At 44.4% G+C, this 19,481-nt stretch carries 15 protein-coding genes and 1 pseudogene; 6 read left to right on the forward strand and 10 right to left on the reverse strand.

What is annotated here, in order from left to right; genetic code table 11:
- Positions 1 to 58 precede the first annotated feature (58 nt).
- The 6 genes from QUB04_RS01815 to QUB04_RS01840 form a co-directional block, all read right to left on the reverse strand.
- Entirely contained in the window at positions 59 to 346 is a 288-nt protein-coding gene (locus QUB04_RS01815; RefSeq protein WP_333101688.1) for an NfeD family protein, read from the reverse strand.
- Between the two features lie 921 nt (positions 347 to 1,267).
- Positions 1,268 to 1,738, reverse strand: coding sequence for a GNAT family N-acetyltransferase (locus QUB04_RS01820; protein WP_333280346.1), 471 nt, complete (start codon positions 1,736 to 1,738; stop codon positions 1,268 to 1,270).
- Complete coding sequence (locus QUB04_RS01825) at positions 1,738 to 2,367, reverse strand: restriction endonuclease subunit R (RefSeq protein ID WP_333280348.1); 630 nt, start codon at positions 2,365 to 2,367, stop codon at positions 1,738 to 1,740. The genes QUB04_RS01820 and QUB04_RS01825 overlap by 1 nt, the downstream gene beginning before the upstream one ends.
- A gap of 43 nt (positions 2,368 to 2,410) precedes the next feature.
- On the reverse strand, positions 2,411 to 3,460 hold the full coding sequence (locus tag QUB04_RS01830) for a DUF1611 domain-containing protein (RefSeq protein ID WP_333280350.1): 1,050 nt from the start codon (positions 3,458 to 3,460) through the stop codon (positions 2,411 to 2,413).
- A gap of 81 nt (positions 3,461 to 3,541) precedes the next feature.
- Positions 3,542 to 4,324, reverse strand: a complete 783-nt coding sequence (locus QUB04_RS01835; RefSeq protein ID WP_333280352.1) for a Uma2 family endonuclease — start codon at positions 4,322 to 4,324, stop codon at positions 3,542 to 3,544.
- Between the two features lie 31 nt (positions 4,325 to 4,355).
- Entirely contained in the window at positions 4,356 to 5,435 is a 1,080-nt protein-coding gene (locus tag QUB04_RS01840) for a dipeptide epimerase (RefSeq protein ID WP_333280354.1), read from the reverse strand.
- A 121-nt stretch (positions 5,436 to 5,556) separates the two neighbouring features.
- Here QUB04_RS01840 and QUB04_RS01845 point away from each other — a divergent pair, with 121 nt between their 5' ends.
- Together QUB04_RS01845 and QUB04_RS01850 are read left to right on the forward strand one after the other, a co-directional pair.
- A complete protein-coding gene (locus QUB04_RS01845) occupies positions 5,557 to 6,270 on the forward strand; it encodes a hypothetical protein (protein WP_333280356.1) in 714 nt (237 codons plus the stop codon).
- Positions 6,271 to 6,318: 48 nt separating this feature from the next.
- Positions 6,319 to 6,765 carry an NADAR family protein gene (locus QUB04_RS01850; protein ID WP_333280358.1) on the forward strand — a complete coding sequence of 149 codons (447 nt, stop codon included), beginning with the start codon at positions 6,319 to 6,321 and terminating at the stop codon, positions 6,763 to 6,765.
- A gap of 454 nt (positions 6,766 to 7,219) precedes the next feature.
- On the opposite strand, the gene QUB04_RS01855 is transcribed toward QUB04_RS01850, so the two are convergent.
- Both QUB04_RS01855 and QUB04_RS01860 read right to left on the reverse strand, forming a co-directional pair.
- On the reverse strand, positions 7,220 to 7,924 hold the full coding sequence (locus tag QUB04_RS01855; protein ID WP_333280362.1) for a hypothetical protein: 705 nt from the start codon (positions 7,922 to 7,924) through the stop codon (positions 7,220 to 7,222).
- Between the two features lie 190 nt (positions 7,925 to 8,114).
- Positions 8,115 to 8,384, reverse strand: coding sequence for a hypothetical protein (locus tag QUB04_RS01860; RefSeq protein WP_333280364.1), 270 nt, complete (start codon positions 8,382 to 8,384; stop codon positions 8,115 to 8,117).
- 375 nt (positions 8,385 to 8,759) lie between these two features.
- Here QUB04_RS01860 and QUB04_RS01865 point away from each other — a divergent pair, with 375 nt between their 5' ends.
- The 4 genes and pseudogenes from QUB04_RS01865 to QUB04_RS01880 form a co-directional block, all read left to right on the forward strand.
- Positions 8,760 to 11,810 carry a tetratricopeptide repeat protein gene (locus QUB04_RS01865; protein WP_333280366.1) on the forward strand — a complete coding sequence of 1,017 codons (3,051 nt, stop codon included), beginning with the start codon at positions 8,760 to 8,762 and terminating at the stop codon, positions 11,808 to 11,810.
- A 165-nt stretch (positions 11,811 to 11,975) separates the two neighbouring features.
- Positions 11,976 to 12,671, forward strand: a complete 696-nt coding sequence (locus QUB04_RS01870; protein WP_333280368.1) for a Uma2 family endonuclease — start codon at positions 11,976 to 11,978, stop codon at positions 12,669 to 12,671.
- Between the two features lie 192 nt (positions 12,672 to 12,863).
- Entirely contained in the window at positions 12,864 to 14,213 is a 1,350-nt protein-coding gene (locus QUB04_RS01875; protein WP_333280370.1) for a 16S rRNA (cytosine(967)-C(5))-methyltransferase, read from the forward strand.
- 131 nt (positions 14,214 to 14,344) lie between these two features.
- A pseudogene (locus tag QUB04_RS01880) lies at positions 14,345 to 15,529 on the forward strand (RNA-guided endonuclease InsQ/TnpB family protein); the annotation flags it as partial.
- Between the two features lie 63 nt (positions 15,530 to 15,592).
- On the opposite strand, the gene QUB04_RS01885 reads toward QUB04_RS01880, so the two are convergent.
- Together QUB04_RS01885 and chlG are read right to left on the reverse strand one after the other, a co-directional pair.
- Positions 15,593 to 18,175 carry a PBP1A family penicillin-binding protein gene (locus QUB04_RS01885; protein WP_333280371.1) on the reverse strand — a complete coding sequence of 861 codons (2,583 nt, stop codon included), beginning with the start codon at positions 18,173 to 18,175 and terminating at the stop codon, positions 15,593 to 15,595.
- A 239-nt stretch (positions 18,176 to 18,414) separates the two neighbouring features.
- Complete coding sequence (chlG, locus tag QUB04_RS01890) at positions 18,415 to 19,425, reverse strand: chlorophyll synthase ChlG (protein ID WP_333138645.1); 1,011 nt, start codon at positions 19,423 to 19,425, stop codon at positions 18,415 to 18,417.
- Between the last annotated feature and the right edge of the window lie 56 nt (positions 19,426 to 19,481).

Genomic DNA, 19,481 nt, shown 5'->3' on the forward strand with positions numbered 1-19,481 from the left:
TCTTTGAAAAGTAGCATTTCCTGGTTGAAATTGATTCCCAGGTTGTTCATGCTCTGATTTAGTCTGCGGGAGCGAGGGAAACTAAGAGAGTGATGTTGTCAACGCCGATGACATAAACCGTGTCTCCCGGTGTGAGGGTGATTTGGCGATCGCACCGTGCGGGCCACCAGCTACCTTGAAAGCGGACGCGACCTGTTTGATTCGGGTAAATCGATTCATCGACGACAGCTTCTTCGTTGAAGTAGTTAAAATTGGTGTTGACGTAATTTTTGATAAGCATATTGTTAGCTGTGCTGTATCCTTGGGTAGAGAAAATCGAGCCGAAAGCTTTTACTACGTTGAACATGATATTTACTCCTGTTGTGTTAAAATATATGGGGATGTGTAATTGTCGTTTATGCTATTTGAGAGGCTGCATTTCCTCGGTTAAGATTGATTGATTGCCTTGATATTTCATTGTTCTTGCCTTCCGTGGTTCTATCAGGATAAAAGGCAAAGAATTTTTGAAATGTTGAGGGGATTTGCGAAGCGGTTGCGGGGAGTCTAAATCCAGTAATTCCGAGGTATTGAATTAAGGATTTAGTGGTTGAGCAGTTGGTGGGATTTACCTTAAGGGTAGATGTTGTTAGCTACATTAGAGATTGGCTGATTCCGCATTACTGCTGCTGTGAAAATGTTTTATTTTTGGGTTTTATGTTTTGATTGGGTTGTGACTCACTTGCTTTACACTTACTAATTTGCCAGGAGTCCAATATCTTTGGGGCGATCGCCAGTCCACTTTCCGAGTCTGGTACTGGCACATGACACTCTCCCACCCGCAAACAACCATTTTTCAAAGGTTTTTGCCTACATATCAGGCTGCTAGCTGTGCCAATTTAGCTAACTGGACTACCGCAAACAGTGAATTATGAACTTACGCAGTCTCGATCGCCCAATCCGGAATATCCATACATATCTAGTCGGTGACTTACGCACCAAACCCCTAAAAACCCGGTTTCTGACACCCTGTGCGCCATTAGGGGCCCGTAAGCGGATCTATGATATAAGCAAGTAAACTTGGCAACTCACCCACCCTCCCCATGCGATATTGAGGTGTACCTACCTATTTAGGCCTAGACAATAGGCGATCGAGACTTACGCAGATATCAGGAGGCGGTAGGAGTTTTTGATCGATGCAGGTCGATCGCACCCTGTTATCCAATTATTGAACAGGTCGAACTTAAAATCCATTCATAAATTCAGAATCTTAAATTCATAAAAGTCATACTTATAGAGAACCTGCTGGATACTGCATAATTGTTACAGGAATTTTGAATAAAGTTTTAGCTAATTGAGACAAACCGAACTTGAATTTAAGCGACTGCGGCACTTCTTGTACGGAAACTTCTACGAATCCAAAGCGAGTATAAAATGATGCGAGTCGCTTTCCCAAACATTCTAAATATAGCGGTTCTGTAGCTTGTTGAATTAAATATTTTGTGAGGTAGCTTCCCAAACCTCGATCGCGCCAATCTTTCGCCACCACCAAACTGCCCAATTCTTGCGCGCCCGCAAAGTTCCGCAACTGTCCGCAAGCTGCCAATTTTCCCTCGCATTCGATGACCCAGAATTGCTCCCAGCGCAACTGAGTTGGATCGAGTCTGGCGCTCCACACTAACCTTCTAATTGATTTGATATCTTGAGCTGAGGCTGGGCGGATGGCGCATTCAGACGGTAAGGAAAAAGAAGTTTCAGTCATTAGTTATAGTTGGTAACTACAGCAGCAATTCGTTTAAAAATGCGGAATACCTCGTAAAAGTCATTAGCGCGATCGATTACGAACTCATAAGATAAAGCGTACTGCGGAGTGTCTTGTTTAATCAATTTAAGAAATCTGAAGTTGCTGCCATTTGTCAGAAGCCCAAAAGTTGGTCTGTCTGGATTGGGGTTACTCAGCATATAAAAGAGTAGCTGGGGAAGTCCTGCCTCAAGGGAGTATTGAGCTCGCTTGGCTTCGATTGCCACAACCCAAAAAGATTCCATTAAAAGCAGAATATCAATGCTTCCTCTGACAAGTATATCTTCATCCACTGTAACCAGTTCCACCGATTTTTCTGACTCTATGTGAAAGGGAGTCAGGTAAAAATCTGCTAAAAATAGCAAGGGAGCCAGTACCACCATTTTTACGGTATCTTCTATCATGGGGTACTCAGCACTGTTAGTGTAGCCAGCTTTTACTTTGTCTAGATATCGCTTTTCTTCATCAGTAATTTCTGGTAAATCGTCAATCCACTCCGGAAAAAATTGCTCGTCTTCTGCAAGTTGCAAGTTAAATTTTGTTTTAACCTCACGCAGTGTCAGTGTTTTTGCTTGAAGTGATTGTATCATAGTTTATTGTAGCGATTTGCAAGTGGTAATTTATTGTAGCATATCAACTGTCGATAGCCTCCCACAAAACCTCCGCGCCAAACCTTACCGGATCGGTACAAGGCAATCCCGTTTCTGCTTGAACTTCAGCTATTGCTAATAGCGCTTCTGCCTCATTTAAGTGATGAGTGTTGATGGCGACCGCGCTCACTTTTCCCCCTGCAAAAGCACCCGCAGCAGCGGCTACCATTTCGTACAATTCAACCACTTTTGATAACCTGGGAATCGATACGTGCGGGTGATTGCGAATGCTAGTTTGTCCGGCTCGGTGGGCTAAAATTAAGTGAGTTGGCTGCGAACCCCGCAACAGCGGCAGAGTCGCGGTCGAACCCGGATGCAATAGCGAACCTTGCCCTTCTACGTGCAGGATATCGCATTCAGAACCCAATTTTATCACCATTTGTTCGACAGCACCAGCGGCGAAATCAACTCGCACTGCATCCAAAGGAATGCCTTCGTTTCCGATCATTAAACCAGTTTGTCCGGTTGCTAAAAATTTGGAATGCAAACCCCGCTGCAAGCAAGTGCGATTGAGTTCCAGACTGGTTGACATTTTGCCAACGCTCATATCTGTGCCGACAGTTAACACGCGGCGACAACTTAATTGAGCAGCAGCAGCAGAGGCGATCGCACCGACAGATTTCGGTTCCTGACGCACGTCCCAAATCCATTGATTTTCGGTTAAAGGAACTGTTATCAAAGGTGCAAGTTTCGCGTGCAAACCATTGACAACTGACAAACCTGCTGCTACCGCTTGATTAATTTCTGGCAGCCATTCTGCCGGCAAAACACCGCCGGAAGGAGCGATACCAATTAGCAGAATATCCGGCGCAAATTCCAGTGCTTCTGCAACGGAAGCAACTATCGGTACTTGTTGAGGAATGCCCGTTAATTCAGGTAAAGATTGTCCGGCACATTGGCGGTCTATTACTGCTACAATTTGTGCTTCGCTGTAGCGCAAAAATGCTAAACCTGTTTTCCCTGAAGAACCGAGAATTCCCTCGTGGAACAAGATAGCAACTTTGCCATTTTTGATCGGATAGTTTTTAGTCATTGATTTACTTTTGATACGGGCGATTTTAGATTTTAACTTCAATCTAAAATCTAAAATCTAAAATCTAAAATCGATTGGGTGTTAGCTGTGATTTGGGTTCAGGGTAAGATCATTCGGATCTTCTCCCAATTCTCGCAATCTGGCCTCTAGTCGCGAGGCTCGCTGGCGTTCCTGTTCCGCTTGTTGTTGAGCGGCTTCGGCTTGCTGTTGAGCGGCTTCCTCCGGCAACAAAACTAAATTGCCAGATTCATCGAAAAAACGCACCCAAGTCGCTGTTTCTCGATCGACAATTCCTTCCCAAGTGCCCAACCAAAAACCTAACGTTTCGCACCACAGCCAACCCCGCTCGTTGGGCACTAACGGCTGATAACGCAGGGTGGCATCTAAACGCCATCCTTGCAAAGAATTCGGCTCGAAAGGATCGAAAACAAAGTAATCAGGAGTTCTAAAAACCTGCTCGTAAATATCCTTTTTTTTGCCTGTATCCTGATTTGCCGTTGACGGCGACAGCAGTTCCACAATGACATCCGGGTAACGTCCGTTTTCTTCCCAAACTACCCAGCCTTGTCGGGAAGGATTGCTGTCAACACCCAACACAGCGAAAAAATCCGGGCCTCGGAAATCCTGATTCCGAATCTGTTTAGCGCTGTAATAAATAAACATATTGCCACCGACAAAAAAATCGTTCCGGTTAGCTAAACCTTGTTCTACGGAACGGATTAAAACGGTCATTGCTATACGGTGGCGGTTGCTTTCCATTTCTGCACCATCATCAAAAATTAAATCAGTCGGCGGCTTGTGTTCTTCAAAGAAAAGCTTGGCTTCTCTATTAATTTGCTCTCCTATTGATTCTACTGGTATCATACTATCTCCAGATTTGTTTTGAGCGATACTTCTATTCTACAATCTCAATTCGTCGCACTCCCAATCCCGATCGCCCGTTTGGCAGCAAACACCCATTTTCGACGATCGCACCGGTGAAAGGATCGTCTAATAAATTTAAGTGACTGTCCAAATCCAAATAGTCAGCTAGGGGTGAAAGTTGTGCTGCTGCTGTATTTGCGATCGCGCTATCTGAATAGCAGCCGAACATTACTTGCAAATTGCAGGCTTTTGCTGTGTGAATCATCCGCATTGCTTCGGTCAAGCCGCCTGACTTCATCATTTTGATATTGATGCCGTGGACGCAGTGCGCTAACTTGGGTATATCCGAACTGTTAAAGCAACTTTCATCAGCAAAAATTGGCAATGGCGATTGACGGTACAGTTCTGAGAATTCATCCATATCGGCGACTGGTGAAAGCGGCTGTTCGACATAATTTATCTGGTATTTTTCCAGCCAGCGACACATTTCGATCGCGCTGGTCAAACTCCAACCGCCGTTAGCATCTACACTGATTTTAAGGTTAGCTGGTGCTTCGTCTAGCACTGCTGTTAACATAGCTTTGTCGGCTTCGATTCCTTCGGGATTGCCTAATTTAATCTTAACGGCGCGGTATTTGATGCTTGCTGGATCAGTCGCATCTTTACCAAACCAATCGCGCACTCTTTCTCTTGCACCAGACGGGGAGTTAATGCCGATTGTGACGGAGGTGGGGACGATGCGCGATCGATCTAATCCCCACATTTTCCACAGCGGCAAGCCTGCTTTTTTGCCCAACCAGTCGTGCATTGCCATGTCGATGCCGGCGCGGGCGGCTGAGGGTAAGTTGACCTCTGTTAATACTTGTTCGATTTTTTGGCGATCGAACGGAGTAAACTTTTCTAGCAGCGGTGCAACTTCCTGCAATGCGGCTAGCAGAATTTCGGTAGTTTGGGGCCGAGAACCTGTGGAAAACGGCGAAGCTTCTCCCCAGCCTTCGATGCCTTCGTGTTCTAGCTTCACCCATAAATTGGTACTTTGGGCTGTTGTCCCGCGGCTGATGGTAAGGGCAAACCGCTTGCGGACAGTGAAAGTTTCAATTTGAACGTGCATTGTCAGGGATTGGTGATTTTTTGTAGATAAAAATCCGAGGTGGCGGATTGCGCCGCTCTTGCGATTTGTAACTTTTTACTTTATAGTTTGATTTTGCTTGTTCTAGTTTATCAAAAACTTGATGAAATTCCTGATTTCTGTTTCGCCGAAGAGAGTTGCTTTCTCTCTCAGCATTTGGGTGCTCTTCTTTGCTGTTGCTGGTTGCATCGTACAAGTTCTGCGTTACGGTTTTAACTATCAAGAACGCTGGATTAGTTTGTTTAACTTAGACAGAGAAATAAATTATCCTTCGTGGTACTCGTCATTTACTTTGCTGTTTTGCGGGATTTTGCTAGGTATTATTGCTAGTGCTAAGAAGAAAGAGGGCGATCGCTATTTTGGGCACTGGAAAGCCCTGGGGTTCATGTTTGTATTTTTTTGTTTAGATGAAATCTTGAGTCTGCACGAAATATTAATTATTAACGACTTGCGAAAAGCACTGGATTTAGGGGGAATTTTTTACTTCATTTGGGTAATTCCGGGGGCGATTTTTGTTGGGGTTACTGGGCTGACTTATCTCAAGTTTCTCCGGCACCTACCCCGGAAAACAAGGAACTTTTTCTTACTAGCAGGCAGTATATATGTCGGTGGAGCACTTGGCATGGAAATGGTTTGCGGCTATTATGCAGATGCAGTAGGTCAGCGAAACTTGATATACGGTTTGATGGCTTCTGTTGAGGAAATTTTGGAAATGGTAGGGGTGATAGTATTCATCTACGCCCTGCTGTCTTACATCGGTTCCTATCTGGAAAATATTGATTTGCGGTTGAAGATAGTGGAAAATCAAGAGAGGTAAAGCTGACGATAAACCAAGATTCTTAACGAAATTGAAATCGCCGACATTATGACTATCTACTTCTACACCACTGGCAGCGAATACGGCTGTTTTTCTAATTTTTCCAGTCATGGATTCGAGTTAGACGGAGAATATTGGGCAACTACCGAACATTATTTTCAAGCACAAAAGTTTCCCAAAACGGCTCATTGTGACCAAATTCGCCAAGCAAAAACACCGAAAGATGCCGCAAAAATGGGGCGCGATCGCTCTCGTCCCCTCCGCAAAGATTGGGAAAAAGTAAAAGATGATATCATGAGAAAAGCCGTACTCCGAAAATTTGAAACTCATGCCGAAATTAGAGAAATTTTACTCGCTACTGCGGAGGAGGAAATAGTCGAAAATTCCCCTGTTGATTACTATTGGGGTTGCGGTAAAGATGGCAGCGGCAAAAATATGTTGGGCCAGATTTTAATGGAAGTAAGGGAAATATTGCGAAAACGCACGTCAGAGTAAAACAGAACTTAAATTTCCCAAACTAAAGCAGGACTTATTTAATCCTAAGTCCTGCAATGCTCGTCAGCGAGCATTTCCTCAATTTTCTTAAACACTGAACTTAAAAATCGGTATGAGCAACTGTCAAAACTTGTGTCAATCTCGTCGGGCTGTTCTAGTAGAGGGTTTAGCCTCTCCTCAGAGACTGCGAAGCAGGGGAAACGGTAAAAACCCTGCACCACTTTTTTTGTTTTAACAACTACTCTCAACCGGAATTAACTTTTATGGTTGCAAGTACAGCATTGTTAGCCAGTCGCCTCCCGGACACCGTTCCCCTAAAGTTGGCGATTCACAGGTAAAACAGCAAAACACCTGTTCTGGTTAAAGTTTGTTTTTTATTTATGCTGTATCTTTACTATTGTGTACGATTTGTGGAAAGTGTCAGCAGTGCTACAGAATTCTTTACATTTGTGATTTATTTGGATACCATCGCGCCACTCTGTCGCAGTTGCTGTTGAATTTTGTTAAATTCTTTCTGTTCTGCGCTTAGCAAACTATTGTCGATCGGCGATCGCATATCCCACTGCAATTCGGACAATAACAACAAACAGCCAGCCATAATTATTCCTGTGGTTAGATATTGCCAAGGTGCAACAAAAGTTAATAGAGGGATGCTAAATAAATGAGTTAGTCCGATCAGGAGAAAAGTGCGCGATCGCAAACCGAGTCCCGTCAACAAATAGCCGATCGCGCTCAACCCCAACCACAAATCGCAAAGGTGCAGCAACAAACCTGCCCAACCGGCAAAAATACTGCAATCGGTCAAAACCAAACCAGTTATCATCAAAATCGCCCAAGAGTAAAGAATCCAGCTAACACGCTCGACTCTTACCCAAAACAAAGTCAAAACAGCCATTACCGCAGTGCCAACTAAAGTCAAACTTGACCACAGAATCGCCTGAAAGCTCCAACTGATGGGGACAAACTGAGCCGTAAAAAAAATCCCCCCTGTCACCAAACCCCAAAGCAGAAAAGTTTGGTCGATGCGGGTATAAAATCCTGAGAAAAGAGTAATATTTCCAATTTTCCAGCGGAGTTGCAACAGGCCTTCGATGTCTTGTACGTCGAGATGTTCCTGTTTGCAGCGGATTAGGGGTTCGGAGGCGTTGAAAAAGGTCATCCAGTGTTGGGGAAAGTATGAAGTTTTGTGTATTGTAACAAGTCTTAAAGAAGATTTTTTATATTTTTTTTTGTTCCCCGGCTCTGCCTGGGGACGCAGATTGGGAGGCTCTGCTTGCTGTTTTCCTCAGCAACCGAAGAGGCAGAAGGCTGCGTTAAGCTTTGGACTAACGCAGCCTTGAGATTTGAGCTCAAGCAAGTCTCCAATTCTTATCTTTTGGAGAATAAATGAAGGCAACATTCACAAGAATTGATCTATCTTTTTTGCCTGTAGAGTAAACTTGCCATGTACCTGTGGGAACCTCCCGCAAATACGGCTTATTTTGCCTTAGCGGGAAGTAGATTGAGCTTTTTGAGCATTTTACTAATTCGGCGGCACGTTCAACAGTGCAGCCCATTTCCACCGAAACTGCGATCGGCTGGGTGAACAGATTGAGCTGTTCGCTGTTATAATTAGTCATGAGAAATCCTCGGTCTATATAGACCATAAACAACATGAGAGTCCTACTGGTTGCACCCAGTGGCTCCCAAAAACTGATAAGCGATCGAAAGCGTCTCTAGTTACAGCTAGGGGCGCTTGTTTGCTTGTTAAGGGCAGTCTAACACTGCTTTAAAAAATATACAACTGTTTTGACGTATTTTTTGGAAAGCTATGGTAAATTAGACGTATAACTTCTACAAGCCTTGTCTAACAAGCATTTTCTCCTTCCCGGCTCAGCCTGGGGACGCTGATCCGGAGGCTCTGCCTCCTGTTTTCCTCCGCAACCGACGAGGCAGAGCCTCTAGATATCGGTTCCCAGGCACAGCGGGGGAACCAGTTAAACCCAATATATATTATGAAAAATACATTTATCTCTCGATTTACTCCTAGCTTGATGACCCCAGAAACCCTGGAAGCTATCTTAGTACAGCGTCACGCACTGGCAGAACGTTTAGTAGAGCTAATTCGGGTGAGCGCCCTAACAGATAACAAGCATTTTCAACTACTAATAGGGCCGCGCGGCATTGGCAAAACGCACTTGGTTTCCCTGATTTATCACCGCGTATACAACATGGAAGATTTGCGGGATAAATTGCTAATTGCGTGGCTGCAGGAAGAAGAATGGGGGATTGCGTCTTTTTTGGATTTATTGCGGGGAGTATTCCGGGCAATTGCTAAAGAATATGAGGAAGAATATGAAGCTGAGTTACATAATGATGTTGAAAAGCTTTATGATTTGTCGCCGGAGCAAGCTGAATTTAAGGCCGCAGAATTGCTGAGAGACTTTGTTGGCAAGCGGGTGCTGTTGTTGATTGTCGAAAATTTAGAGGACGTGTTTAGCGGCTTGGGGGATTTTGGGCAGAAGCAGTTGAGGGCGTACATTCAAAATTATTCTTTTTTGACTATTTTGGCAACATCACAAAGCTTGTTTGATGGAGTCAAACTCTCTAATAATCCTTTTTATGATTTTTTTGATTTACATGAATTAGATGAGTTTAATCTCGATGATGCTGTAGCTTTATTAAATCATATTGCCACCTTAGAAGGAAATAATGATTTAGCATCTTTTATTCAAAGTCCAACAGGGCGCGATCGCATTAAAGTTGTGCATTACCTTTCTGGTGGCAGTCCTCGCGTCTACATTGTTTTTTCAGCTTTTCTGATGACTCCTGAATCGCTAGATAAATTGGTAGAACCGTTCATGGAAATGCTGGATAGCCTCACGCCCTACTATCAGGATCGGATGAAATATCTATCAAATCAGCAGCGAAAAATTGTTGACTTTTTGTGCGATCGAGGTGGTGCCGCCCCAGTAAAACAAATTGCTAAACGCTGTTTTATTGAGCAGCGAACTGTATCTAGCCAACTTAAAGATTTGCGAGATAAGGGTTATGTAAAAACTGAGGAGATAGGACGGGAATCGTGGTATGAATTGCGGGAACCATTGATGCGTTTTTGTCTGGAGGTAAAGAAGCAGCGAAATCAACCGATTCGATTAATTGTGGATTTCATTCGGCTTTGCTATACGCGGAAAGAATTGCAGCAGCGATTGGGATTGAGGATGGCGGATGTTGATATGGCGGAGAAAGAAAGTCATTTTCTGTATTGGCAAGGTTTGAAACCGATTCCACCTGATGCTGTGATGGAACGAGAATATTATACGCGGGCGCTTGAGGCTACTGAGAGAAATGAGGAAGACCCGCGTCTGAAGGCTTATTTTGATCAAATTGAATATTGTATGGAACAGAAAGACTATGTTTCGGCTTTAGCATATGCGGAAAAATTGGTAGCAAGTCGGGGTGAGGCAAAGGATTGGGTACAAAAGGGACGCTGCTTAAATAGGCTTAAACGCTACGAAGAAGCTTTGGAATGTTTAGACAAAGCTATTGAAAGTGACTCCAATTATGCGAGGGCTTGGGCAAATCGAGGCGATGTACTCGACAACCTCAAACGCTATGATGAAGCCTTAGTATCCTACGATAGGGCGATCGAACTTGACGAGTATGATCCGTGGCATTGGGCTAAGCGAGGTTATCTACTCAACAACCTCAAACACTATGAAAAAGCCTTAGAATCCTTTAATCGGGCGATCGAACTGGATGCAAATTCTCAGAAGATTTGGGTTGTACGAGGCTATGTACTAAATGCTCTCAAACGTTATGAAGAAGCTTTAGCATCTTTCGATCGGGCGCTCGAATTTAATGACAATAGTCAGTATATTTGTTTTTTACGAGGCAATGTACTCAACCAGCTCAAACGCTATGAAGAAGCTTTAGGAGCTTACGATCAAGTGCTCGAACCCGATCGTAATATTCAGTATATTTGGTTTTTACGAGGCAATGTACTCAACCAGCTCAAACGCTATGAAGAAGCTTTAGTATCATTTGATATGGCGATCGAACTCGATCCCAACGATCTGGATATTTGGACTTTACGAGGCAATGTACTTTATAATCTAAAACGCTATGATGAAGCATTAGAATCTTACGAGCGAGCGACGGAACTTGATGTCAATTATCAGCCAGCTTGGGCTAACCGAGGCTATGTACTTAATAACCTAAAACGTTATGAAGAAGCTTTAGCAGCTTACGATCTGGCGCTCGAAAGTGATACTAATGATGCTGGGGCTTGGGCTCACCGAGGCAATGTACTCAACAATCTTAAACGCTATAATGAAGCATTAACATCTTATGATCGAGCGATTGAACTTGAGTGCGACGATCGGCTTGTTTGGTTTATACGAGGCGATCTACTCAACAGATTAAAACGCTACGATGAAGCTTTAGCATCCTTAGATAGAGCGATCGAGCTTGAGTACGACAATCTCTTCTTTTGGGCTCTACGAGGCGAGCTACTCAACAGAATCAAACGCTACGATGAAGCTTTAGCATCTTTAAATAGAGTGATCGAACTTGGCAATCCATCTTCATCTGTCTTCTTCAACGTCGTTATTGCTATTCTTGGATTGAATCATTGGGATGAAGGCATCGCTGCCTTAGATGACGCATTCCAATGTATTGAATCAGACGATGATGCCAGCAGCGAACATACTGAGGTAATTATCAACAACCTCTTCGACAACAACGATCTAGCGATATGGAAACCTCGCATCGCCAGCCTGATTGCAGTTTACAAAAAATACGAATATCTATCAATCTTAGGACAGGGAATTGTGCGAAACATCCCCGCGCTAATGTCAGAAATGGTAAGCGACAAAGCCGCACGCACTTGGTTAGAATTGTGGCAAGAACTAACCAGCAAGTACGAACAATTCCAAATTCCCATCCGCCTGCTGAATGCGGCTGTCCGCTATAAGGAAACAAAGGGCGATAGACGAGTTTTGCTAGAACTTCCCATAGAAGAACGCAATTTATTAGAACCGTTGGTGTCAACCAAACCAGAATAAGTAAAACAGGACTTACGCACTCCGACAAAGAAACCGGGTTTTTTACCTAATCTGCCGATTGCAACGAAGTCTTTTCGTGAAAAACCCGGTTTCTGGCCCCCTGCGTAAGTCCTATAAAATAGGTATAAAATAGAAATTGATGCTACTAGCAATGGAGTCATCCCCATGACCGCAACAATTCCAACTAAAACCTCAGCAGAAATCATCTACCCAGACAGCGACGGCAAACCCATGTCAGACAATACCAAACAGTTTGAACTAATTGTCACCATTCAAGGCGGAATAGATGCCTTATACAAAGACAACGAAAATGTCTTTGTAGCAGGTGATTTGCTGTGGTATCCCGTGGAAGGAGATAACAAAACTCGCCAAGCACCTGATACGATGGTAGTGTTTGGCAGGCCGAAAGGTTACAGAGGTTCCTACCAACAGTGGCTTGAAGATAATATCGCCCCGCAAGTTGTCTTTGAAATCCTCTCGCCTGGAAATCGAATCGGAGCACTGTTTAAGCTGTTTAATTTCTACCAGGATTATGGAGTCGAAGAATATTATGTCTACAGTCCAGAGGATAATGAATTAATTGGTTGGCTGCGTTCTGATGGAAAACTCAACTATATTGAATTAATGGAGGGTTGGGTAAGTCCGCGTTTGCAGACACGTTTTGAAACTGCATCGGGAGACTTGGAAATTTATCGGCCTGATGGACAGAAGTTTTTGTCTTATGTGGAGTTGTCAAGACAACAGGAATCAGCACAGCAACAAATGGAACAAGAACGGCAAGATAAAGAGTTAGCACAGCAAAAAGCCGATCGCCTATCCGAGAAATTGCGAGAAATGGGCATCAATCCCGACGAAATTTGAACAAAAAAGACCGGGCGGTTAAAACCGGGTTATTTTCTTCCGTCCACAGAGGCGGACATCGTTTGTATAGGCGCGATTTCAATCGCCGTCTTATCTTTGTTTGTATAGATGCGATTTCAATCGCCGTGATTTCTATTTTTTATTTTCAATCCTCAAACAACCTATAATAACTTGACCTATTAGCAAGCCGCCATGCAAAATCCCCGCCAAATAGCCTTTCTCGCACTCCGCGAAGTCCACCGTCGCGGTGCATTCGCAGATGCCGCACTCGATCGCGCTTTCAGCAATTCTCAACTCAACGACCTCGATCGGCGTTTAGTGACAGAATTAGTTTACGGTAGCGTCAGGAGAATGCGATCGATCGACTTCATCATCGACAAACTAGCAACAAAGAAATCCTCCCAACAACCGCCAGAACTCCGCACCATCTTACATTTAGGTTTATATCAACTCGAATATCTCAACCAGATTCCCCCCTCCGCCGCCGTCAACACCACCGTTCAACTAGCAAAAGAAAACGGATTTTCAGGACTCAGCAGTTTTGTCAACGGTTTGTTGCGCCAGTACATCCGTTTAACAGATAACAACTTAAACCCATTAACAGTTACGAATTATAAATCAACCGTTGAACACCTAGGAATTCTGCACAGCTTCCCCGAATGGTTGGTAAAATTGTGGATCGAACAAATAGGCGAAACCGAAACCGAACAACTCTGTGAATGGTTCAACCAATCCCCCACAATTGACCTGAGAATCAATCCCTTAAAAAGCTCGATCGCCCAAATTGAAACCGCCTTCAAATCCCACAACATCTCAACTAGCAGAATCCCACACTTGCCACAAGCATTAAGACTAAATGGCAGCATCGGCGCAATTCAAAACCTCCCCGGATACAGCGAAGGTTGGTGGACAATCCAAGACAGCAGCGCTCAATTAGTCACCCATTTACTAGCGCCCCAGCCAGGGGAAACCATTATCGACGCCTGCGCCGCGCCGGGGGGAAAAACCACCCACAGCGCCGAATTAATGCAGGATGAAGGCACAATTTATGCTTGCGACAAAACCGCCAGCAGACTCAAAAAACTTAAAGAAAATGCAGACAGACTCCAGATGAAATCTATTAAAATTCATACCGGAGACAGCCGCCATTTCCCAGAGTTTGTTAATCTCGCAGACAGAGTTTTACTAGACGCACCTTGTTCTGGCCTGGGAACCCTCCACCGCCGCGCCGACGCCCGCTGGCATCACACGCCGGAAAACATTCAACAACAATCTCAACTGCAATCGGAATTGCTAGCAAATGCAGCGACATTTGTCAAGTCCGGCGGCGTATTAGTTTATGCAACTTGCACAATTCATCCCTTGGAAAATGAAACAGTTATTCGATCGTTCTTAGACAACAATCCTCACTGGCAAATAGAACCGCCAACAATTGATTTACCCGTACAGCCCTCACCCGAAGGATGGGTGAAAGTGTGGCCGCACAGACATCACATGGACGGCTTTTTTATGGTGAGGCTAAAGCAATTGAAAAACGAGTAAAGTCCTTACCAAGAAACTGGGTTGAAAGCCCCGTCCTTATAGGACGGCTTTAATTTCTACAGTTTGTAAATAATTGTGAAATACACACATTTCGCAGGTGAACGTGTTTGCAAGGATGATAAACTATTCCCATGATAGTATTAGAGTTTAAATTAAAAGGCAAAGCGGAGCAATATCGGATCATCGACGAGATGATCAGAACAGCTCAATTTGTTCGCAACAAAACTCTTAGATACTGGACAGAAAATCAAGGAATTAAGCTGGTCGATCTGTACAAGCAATGCGCCGTAATGGCAAAAGAGTTTGAATGGGCAGGCAAACTTAACTCAACGGCACGTCAAGCTTCGGCGGAGCGGGCAATTTTTGCTATCCAACGTTTTTTCGCTAATTGCAAGGCTAAAAAACCAGGAAAAAAGGGCTATCCGCAGTTCAAAAAATATACTCGCTCACTTGAATACAAGCAATCAGGTTGGGCGCTTTCTGCCGACAAAAGATGCCTAACATTTAAGGACGGCTTTGCTGCTGGAAAGTTCAAATTAATCGGTAGCCGGGACTTGCATTTCTACGCGCCCGATGAGATTAAGCGAATCAGGATTGTGCGTCGTGCTGACGGATACTACGCCCAATTTTGCATCAACGTGGAACGCAAAGAGGAAATTGTTCCGACTGGTAAAGCCATTGGAATAGACGTGGGATTGAACCATTTTTATACCGACAGCGATGGCAAAACAGTCGCCAACCCACGCTATCTCAAGAAAAGTGAAAAAGCTTTAAAGAGATTGCAAAAGCGCGTCTCTATAAAGAAAAAAGGTTCCAAGAATCGAAAAAAAGCGATTAACAAGTTAGGAAGAAAACACCTGAAGGTGAGTAGACAGCGCAAAGACTTCGCCATTAAGACGACGCCCGGCGCGGTAAAATCTAACGATTTTGTAGCCTACGAAGACCTTCAGGTTAAGAATATGGTTAAAAACCGTAAGCTTGCCAAATCAATTAGCGATGCAGCGTGGTCACAATTTGCTCAATGGTTAGAATACTTTGGAAAAGTGTACAGTAAAACGGTAATTGCTGTTCCACCTCAATACACATCCCAGGCGTGTTCAAATTGTGGCAATTTAGTCAAAAAAATGCTGTCAACCCGAACTCACATTTGCGGTTGTGGTACAACATTAGATCGCGACCACAACGCTGGAAAAAACATTTTGGCTAAAGGGTTGAAGCAGGCAGGTGTCAACTTAAATACGGTGGGGCACACCGAAATTAACGCTTGGGGACAGACCGATCTCTACTCGTTGGTGGTAGCAAAACAGAGACAAGTTCGACTGATTGATCCAAGAATCCCTGTGCCTTCAGGCCAGGGAGTGTCAATCCAAACCGATAGTTTAATAAGCCGGTTCTTGATAAGCTGGCTCTTGATAAGCCGGCTCTTGATAAGCTGGCTCTTGATAAGCAGGTTCTTGATAAGCCGGCTCTTGCGGTGGGTAATACTTCGGTTCAGGATTAGGATTGTACGGTACGATCGCACCATCCTCATTCACAATCATCCCCCGAATAATCCTCTTAGGCTCCACCGGTTTGGGCTTAATACTGCGTTTGCGGCCCTCCAACTCCGGCAACTTCGGAAACTTCTCAACCGGCATTCCCTTAACAGCTTGACTCATAAAATCGCGCCAATTATACGCCGCCGTACCGCTAGTTCCCCAGGTGGGATAATTGTCATCATTCCCTAGCCAAACCCCAGTCACCACCTGTGGAATGTAACCAATAAACCACAAATCCCTGACATTTTCCGAAGTACCGGTTTTGCCGGCTACAGCGCGATCGTTTAAAGCCGCAGGCCCCCCCGTACCGTCTTGCACCACACCCTCCAACATCCAAGTAGTAATCGCAGCACTATCCTTATCCAAAACCCGCTTCGGTTTAAAATTCGCCTGATAAATCACATCTCCCCGCTGATTAATCACCCGCTTAATTCCGTGGGCTTCAATAAAATTCCCTTGCGCGGCTAAAGTACCGTAAGCATTGGTTAACTCCAGCAAATTCACCTCCGAAGAACCCAAAGCCAAGGAATAAATCGGACTCAATTTCGACTTAATCCCCATATCGTTGGCTAATTTTATCGCCGGTTCAAACCCCACATCCATCAACACCTTCACAGCTACGACATTCACCGAACTCGTCAAAGCATCAGAGATCGATCGCCAACCGCTAAATTTTTTGCCATAATTATTCGGTTGATAGCCGTCGATAATAATTGGTTCGTCTTCGTAACTGTCATAGGGAGAAAAACCAGCCGCCATCGCTGCTGCGTAAACCAACCCTTTAAACGTCGATCCGGGCTGCCGCAAAGCCTGCGTAGCACGGTTAAACTGACTTTCCTTAAAATTTCCACCTCCTACCAGCGCCTTAACTTCCCCAGTCTTAGTGTCCATAGAAACTAAAGCGGCCTGTTCAAAACCCTGACGGCGGCCATCAACTTCGATCGCATTTTTAACCACCTCTTCCGCTATTTTCTGCCACTTCAAATCCACCGTCGTCTCGACAGTCAAACCGCCAGCTTCCAAAGCATCCTGAGAAACATAGCGCGGCAATTCCTTCCGAATGTAACTAGCAAAATAAGGTGCGACTACTTTAAATCGCTTCGGCGGACTTGGTTTAACGGCGATAGGTTCCGCCATCGCCTCCTTCGCCTGAGCCTCTGTAATTACCTTTGCTTCCTGCATTTGTTGCAGCACAAGATTGCGCCGTTTCTTAGCAATATCGGGATTAACCAAAGGCGAATATTCGCTCGGTGCCGGCGGCAAACCCGCCAAAGTTGCCATCTCTGCCAAAGTTAATTTATCGACAGTTTTGCTAAAGAAAACCAAAGCTGCATCTGCCACTCCGTAGGCATCCGAACCCAAATAAACCAGATTTAAATATCTTTCTAAAACTTGCTCTTTACTCAACTCCCGCTCTATTTTCTGAGCTAAAAGAGCTTCCCGAACCTTCCGCCTAATACTTCTTTCCTGATTGAGAAAAACAACGCGAGCCAATTGTTGGGTAATTGTACTGCCGCCCTGCACTAAATCTCTTGCTATCAAATTAGAAACTATCGATCGCACAATACCTTGATAATCCACCCCGCGATGTTGGTAAAAACGGCGGTCTTCTATGGCAATAAAAGCTTTAACCAACAGTTCGGGAATTTCTTGAAGTTTCAGTTTATCTCTAGTTGCAGGCCCCGACTGCAACAAAATCGTCTTATCTGCCGCCTTAATTGTCAGTGTCCCGTCGCGGTTAAAGGCCGACAAATCGTTAACATCCGGCAAACCTTTGTCTAAGGTGTACAAAATCCATAAACCGTAGATTAAAGCGCCCCCGCCTATACTGGCCACACCTAAACTTATCCAAAATCTAGGGCGACGGGAGATCCGTTTTTTAGGATTTTCCTGCGGTGCGCTATTTTCCTGCGGTGCGCTAATTTCCTGTAGTTCCGTATGTCTCTGCAGTTCGGTGTTCTGCGGTGCGCTATTTTCCCGCAATTGGCTACTATCCGATTTTTTGGGTGATTTAGTTTCCAGCAAACTTAATCCCGGCCGCAACAATTCTTTTCCCTTGGTTTGCAAGCTGGTAACTTGAGGTTCAATTTCCAACCAAGCGATTAAGCGCCTCAACCCTTCCCACCTGCGGTTGACTATTGGATATCGAGCGTATTCTGGTTCTAAATATTCTGATTCTAAATATTCTGATTCTAATTCAGACTCTTCTAGAGGTGCAGCATCTTCTGATACCACATACTCCGATCTTTGGGCCGTTGTCCCTGTATAAAATTCCGCCTCCGATTCCGGCGAGTTGAGCTTATTGCCCTTCGCAGGCTTCGGCGGTTCTCGATCGGAATTACCGCTTATTGCGTTAGTGACTTTGCTCAATGTATCTTTGATATTTGAGAAAAATTCTGCCACGTTCAGACCTTCAAACCTCATCAAGTCCGATTAAAAATTAAAAATTTAAAAAGCTAGCTTTCTTAAATTCTTAATTTTTAATTCGACATTTTTTCTTGAATAACACGCTGCCTTGAATTAGATTTTTTGAATTAAAAAGTTTTTAATTCACAACTCAAAATTCAAAACTTTTCTTAACGCTGCAGAGTTTGGTATTTTTTTGAGAAGTGAATTATATTTTTTGAATTCAAAATTTTTTAACTCAAACCTCAAAACTCTGCTTAACTCGCATGACCCAGTGCCAAGGCTGCTACCAGCATACCCAAAACCAGGAAAGGCTGAGCACTTGCCTGATATTTAACATCATTTTCCAGGGGATTACGCAAAAAGTACATATCCTGAAAAGTAATTTGGGGAATTATCAGCAGCAGCAGAATGACAGCGTAAAGGTTTTGGTGGATGCTGATCAGGTAGCCTGCAATCCCAGCTTGAAAGATGTCGATCATCAACACGCAAATCCAAGCTGCGGTGCTGATGCCAAACATCACTGGCAAAGATTTTAACCCTAATTGCCGATCGCCCTCAACACTTTTGAAATCGTTGACGATCGCAATCCCCAGCCCAGCCAAACTGTAAAACAGGGTCAAGATCATAATCGTGGGATCTAGTGTACCAAACAAAGCTTGACCCGCCCACCAAGGCAGGGCAATATAGCTAGCACCCAAGGCATAATTTCCCAACCAGCCATTCTGCTTGAGTTTCAGCGGGGGCGCAGAGTAGATATAAGCTAGAAACGCGCCGCCGAGAGTCAAAACAGTCATTATCGGGAATTCATGACCCGCCCACAAGTCTAGAGCATAAGCCACCCCAATACCAGCGGCTAATAATACCAAAATTTGCGTTACTACTTGGGGAATCGAGATGATACCGGAGGGAATCGGACGGTAGGGCTCGTTAATGGCGTCGATGTCGCGATCGTAAAAATCGTTCAAAGTTTGAGTGTACCCGGTCAACAACGGCCCTGACATCAACATACAAGCGGCTGCGATCAAGAAATTCTCTAGGTTCCACACATAGTTTCCAGAAGACGCCGCCCCGCACACCACGCCCCAAATTAAGGGAATCCAGGTAATCGGTTTCATCAATTGCAAGCGAATCTTCCAGATGGAAGTTTCCCCGCTAGCTGCCCCTTTCATGCCCAACAGTTGCCTAGTTTTGGCACTGCGGTTTTCGGTAGCAACACTTTCCGGTGCAGCTTCTGGGGAGATTTGGGATGGAGGAGAGTCAGACATAATGTGATGTTAGCGGTACTGCTACTATTGTGTCGTTTTGCATTTCATTGACACTC

The organism is Microcoleus sp. D2_18a_B4, from assembly GCF_036702475.1.
In the GTDB taxonomy this organism is placed as follows: domain Bacteria; phylum Cyanobacteriota; class Cyanobacteriia; order Cyanobacteriales; family Microcoleaceae; genus Microcoleus.

Coding starts and splice junctions, on each gene's coding strand:
- QUB04_RS01850 (WP_333280358.1), top strand. CDS start 6,319: ATGACTATCTACTTCTACACCACTGGCAGCGAATACGGCTGTTTTTCT.
- QUB04_RS01870 (WP_333280368.1), top strand. CDS start 11,976: ATGACCGCAACAATTCCAACTAAAACCTCAGCAGAAATCATCTACCCA.
- QUB04_RS01860 (WP_333280364.1), bottom strand. CDS start 8,384: ATGACTAATTATAACAGCGAACAGCTCAATCTGTTCACCCAGCCGATC.
- QUB04_RS01840 (WP_333280354.1), bottom strand. CDS start 5,435: ATGCACGTTCAAATTGAAACTTTCACTGTCCGCAAGCGGTTTGCCCTT.
- QUB04_RS01830 (WP_333280350.1), bottom strand. CDS start 3,460: ATGACTAAAAACTATCCGATCAAAAATGGCAAAGTTGCTATCTTGTTC.
- QUB04_RS01875 (WP_333280370.1), top strand. CDS start 12,864: ATGCAAAATCCCCGCCAAATAGCCTTTCTCGCACTCCGCGAAGTCCAC.
- QUB04_RS01845 (WP_333280356.1), top strand. CDS start 5,557: ATGAAATTCCTGATTTCTGTTTCGCCGAAGAGAGTTGCTTTCTCTCTC.
- QUB04_RS01835 (WP_333280352.1), bottom strand. CDS start 4,324: ATGATACCAGTAGAATCAATAGGAGAGCAAATTAATAGAGAAGCCAAG.
- QUB04_RS01815 (WP_333101688.1), bottom strand. CDS start 346: ATGTTCAACGTAGTAAAAGCTTTCGGCTCGATTTTCTCTACCCAAGGA.
- QUB04_RS01855 (WP_333280362.1), bottom strand. CDS start 7,924: ATGACCTTTTTCAACGCCTCCGAACCCCTAATCCGCTGCAAACAGGAA.
- QUB04_RS01885 (WP_333280371.1), bottom strand. CDS start 18,175: ATGAGGTTTGAAGGTCTGAACGTGGCAGAATTTTTCTCAAATATCAAA.
- QUB04_RS01865 (WP_333280366.1), top strand. CDS start 8,760: ATGAAAAATACATTTATCTCTCGATTTACTCCTAGCTTGATGACCCCA.
- QUB04_RS01820 (WP_333280346.1), bottom strand. CDS start 1,738: ATGACTGAAACTTCTTTTTCCTTACCGTCTGAATGCGCCATCCGCCCA.
- chlG (WP_333138645.1), bottom strand. CDS start 19,425: ATGTCTGACTCTCCTCCATCCCAAATCTCCCCAGAAGCTGCACCGGAA.
- QUB04_RS01825 (WP_333280348.1), bottom strand. CDS start 2,367: ATGATACAATCACTTCAAGCAAAAACACTGACACTGCGTGAGGTTAAA.